The organism is Rubellimicrobium rubrum (genome assembly GCF_006152115.1).
In the GTDB taxonomy this organism is placed as follows: Bacteria; Pseudomonadota; Alphaproteobacteria; order Rhodobacterales; family Rhodobacteraceae; genus Rubellimicrobium; species Rubellimicrobium rubrum.
Genome location: NZ_VDFU01000080.1, coordinates 1 through 3,104, shown reverse-complemented (window position 1 = coordinate 3,104; position 3,104 = coordinate 1). Strand labels below are relative to the sequence as shown.

The window sequence follows — 3,104 nt, the reverse complement described above, 5'->3', positions numbered from 1 at the left end:
CTCCAGCGCCGCCCCGGCAGCCGGACAGTGGGCCAACCCCGGCAGGAGGCGGCCCTCTGCGCATGCGGGGGTGCATCACAGGAAGGGCCGGAGCACACGCTCCGGCCCTTTGGGCGCTTTGGGCCCTTGGACCTGCGATCCAGGGTCACGGGACGGAACCTCCACACGCTTGCAGGCCGGCGTCTATGCTTTCTTAAGCTCCCCGGTCTACGAGGAGGAGCCAATCCAGGCCGCAGGTCTAGCAAGGTCAGCTATGTCGCCACGCCCGCTTGCCTCGTCGGCCCGGCCGTTGTCGGGCCAGAGCGCCGGCCCAGCGGACGACGGGGCCGCCCGTGTCCTGGAAGAGTTTACAGCTCGACAGCAGGAGACCCTTGAGGCGCTGGCCCGTGCCCTGGAAAGGGCCGGTCACCCAGATGCCGCCATCGCGTCTTGGATGAGCCGACTTCTTCCACCCGATGAGGCCGACCGTAAGGCGGCCCTACAGCACAGGACCTTGGGGCCCCCATGACCCATCTCGCCACGCCCAAGCTGTCTGACGAGGCCGGCCGCCTGGCTGCCCTTTACCGCTACGAGATCCTCGATGCCGACCCGGAAACCGACTTCGAGGACATTGTCCGCGTGGTGAAAGCGGTGTTCGGCGTCCCCATGGTGGCCATCACCCTGATCGACACGGATCGGCAATGGCTCAAGGCCAAGACCGGGCTGGGCGTCTCGCAGACGCCGAGGTCTATTGCCTTCTGTGACCATACGATCCGCTCGACCATGCCTCTGAGCATCGAAGATGCCACCCAGGACCCCCGTTTTGCCGCCAACCCGCTGGTCACAGGAGAGCCGGGCATTCGCTGCTATCTGGGCGTGCCCTTGACCACGCCCGACGGCTACAACCTGGGCTCGCTGTGCATCCTCGGGACAGAGCCGCGCCGCTTCACTCCCACCAACAAGGAGGTGCTGCGGGAGTTCGGCCGTCTGGTCATGTCAAAAATGGAGCTTCGCATGCTGGCGCGGCGCGACGCCCTCACCGCAGCCCTGAGCCGGCGCGCCTTCGAGGAGCACATGGGCGTCGTTGTCAGGAATCCGATAACCAGCCGTCTTCCCATGTCCCTGCTCATGATCGACATCGACCGCTTCAAGCACGTCAACGACCGATTTGGGCACCCTGTGGGGGATCTCGTGCTCCAAGCCGTGGCCGAGGCCATCCGATCCAGCCTGCGCCCAGCCGACCGTCTGGGCCGCCTGGGGGGCGAGGAGTTCGGCATCCTGCTGGGCGACATCGATCCGGGCACAGCCTATGCGCTGGCCGTGCGGATCACGCGCCAGGTGGACGCACTCTCGTTGCCCGCTCTCCAGGGACAGACGGTGAGTGTCAGCTGCGGGGTCGCGCACTGGCAAGAGCACGGGCAAGGGGATGCCATGAGCTGGATCGCAGCAGCGGACGCCGCGCTCTACCGCGCCAAGAACTCGGGCCGCAACCGCGTCGAAGTGGCCGGCTCCCCGACCAGCGGACACCAAACCAGACCCACAGTGCCACCCCCAAGCCTGTCAGCCCTCTCGCGCTTCAGCGCCGATGAGGTCGCCCGAAGGCTGCGCGACAGCCACGGAGGCTTCCGGCCCCGTGCATGACTGTGGCGGGCGGTTCGGCGGAGAACAGGACCAAGCTGAGACCATATCGTCCAACCGTCAGACCCCGAGCCGACGCAATGGCTCCCAACACTGAGCCTGCGATCAGAGCCGGACACCCCCGCGGCTTCGCTCAGAGCCTCCTGCGTCAGGACCAGGCGGGGCACCCCCGTCCTCCGCAAACCCCCCCCAACATTCAGTGCTGACCAGCAGAGAGTGTTTCAACGGAACGCCAGCATTTTTGGGCCTCCAGTTTGTCAAACCTCATCCAACAGTCGACACGCGGCTCCCCTGTCTGCCAAGATCGGGCTCCGCCCCTGAACCTGCCTCGATCAGAAGGCCGGATGGGGCTCGGAGGGGGACATACGTATGGTCATTGGGCACTTGCTCGTCGGCGCTCTCGTTGGCGTTCTCATCACCGTGGCACAGCTTGCGACAGCTGCGCAGCCCTGGACGGCTCTTGGGTCATATGCCCTGGCCGGCAGCCTGGCTCTGCTCACCAGCGCGCTGCTCTCGGCAACCGTTCAGCGCTCTCGATAACGATAGACGAACCGGACCAGACATCATGGTGCGGCTCCAACGCAGGCTCCACAACTTGGCTTCTCTCCAGGGAGTTCGGCACGCTGCAAAGTGCCGACCCTGTCGCGTGCGTCAGCCTAACTCAGGGGAGCCCAGCCCTAACCCGTATGTGGAGGTAGTCCGGCGGAAAGCCCGCAAACCGCGCGAGATTAGGCCCGTCACGGATGGTGAGCCGTCCCTAGTGTTCTTCACGAGCACAGGGGTGGTGAACGAGCGCTTCGTCGCAGGCATGGACTGGGACGAGGTAGCACGTGCGCGCGGCATCGGTGCCGCCCTCATGGTGCTGACCGCGCGGCCTTACGGGCTCTGGCGGGGCTGGGTGCTGGGGCGCTTCGCTAGGGAGGGCCGGCGCTCGCAGCTCGTTTGGGACACGATCGCCTTGGTCAGCTTCCAGGTGCCGATCTACGCTGCCATCCTGGTGGCAGGCGGGGCCGAGGTCGTCCAAGGTTGCCTTGGGGTGACAGTCATCATGCTGGTCTCGGGTCGGCCCTACGGCCTGTGGCTCGACCGGGTGCGTTTCTGGGTCAGCCTGCCGCCGGGGGCAGATGGACCGACTGGCCTACAGCGACAGTGCGTCGCTGATGTCCATTGCTTCACTTGGCATTTCGACAAGGTTGAGGTCGGCATACGGGTCTGGGGGCAAAGTTTGTACGGCAAATCTGCGGTAAATGTTTGTTCTGGACAGACCAGGTCGGACTGGTACGCAAGTTCGTGCTCAGCGCCAGGGTGGCAAACGGCGGATGGCCGCGCAGGTTTTGCGACAATTTCAATGTAAAGAATTCATTCATTGATCGAAGGTGAACCTAAGCTCCTCGCCCATGCACAAGGAGCCTTAGCGAATGCCCGGTCCGTCTCTCGGCCTGAACCTCAACACGCTCGCTGACTGGTCCACAGCCTTTCCCTTCATC

General features: G+C 64.9%; 2 protein-coding genes. Both read left to right on the top strand.

From position 1 onward, the window contains the following. Positions 1–504: 504 nt before the first annotated feature. Positions 505–1,620: a sensor domain-containing diguanylate cyclase gene (locus FHG66_RS21245; RefSeq protein ID WP_139079141.1), complete on the top strand. Its 1,116-nt coding sequence runs from the start codon at positions 505–507 to the stop codon at positions 1,618–1,620. 466 nt (positions 1,621–2,086) lie between these two features. After that, entirely contained in the window at positions 2,087–2,971 is an 885-nt protein-coding gene (gene alaE, locus FHG66_RS21240; protein ID WP_342777501.1) for an L-alanine exporter AlaE, read from the top strand. Positions 2,972–3,104: the final 133 nt, after the last annotated feature.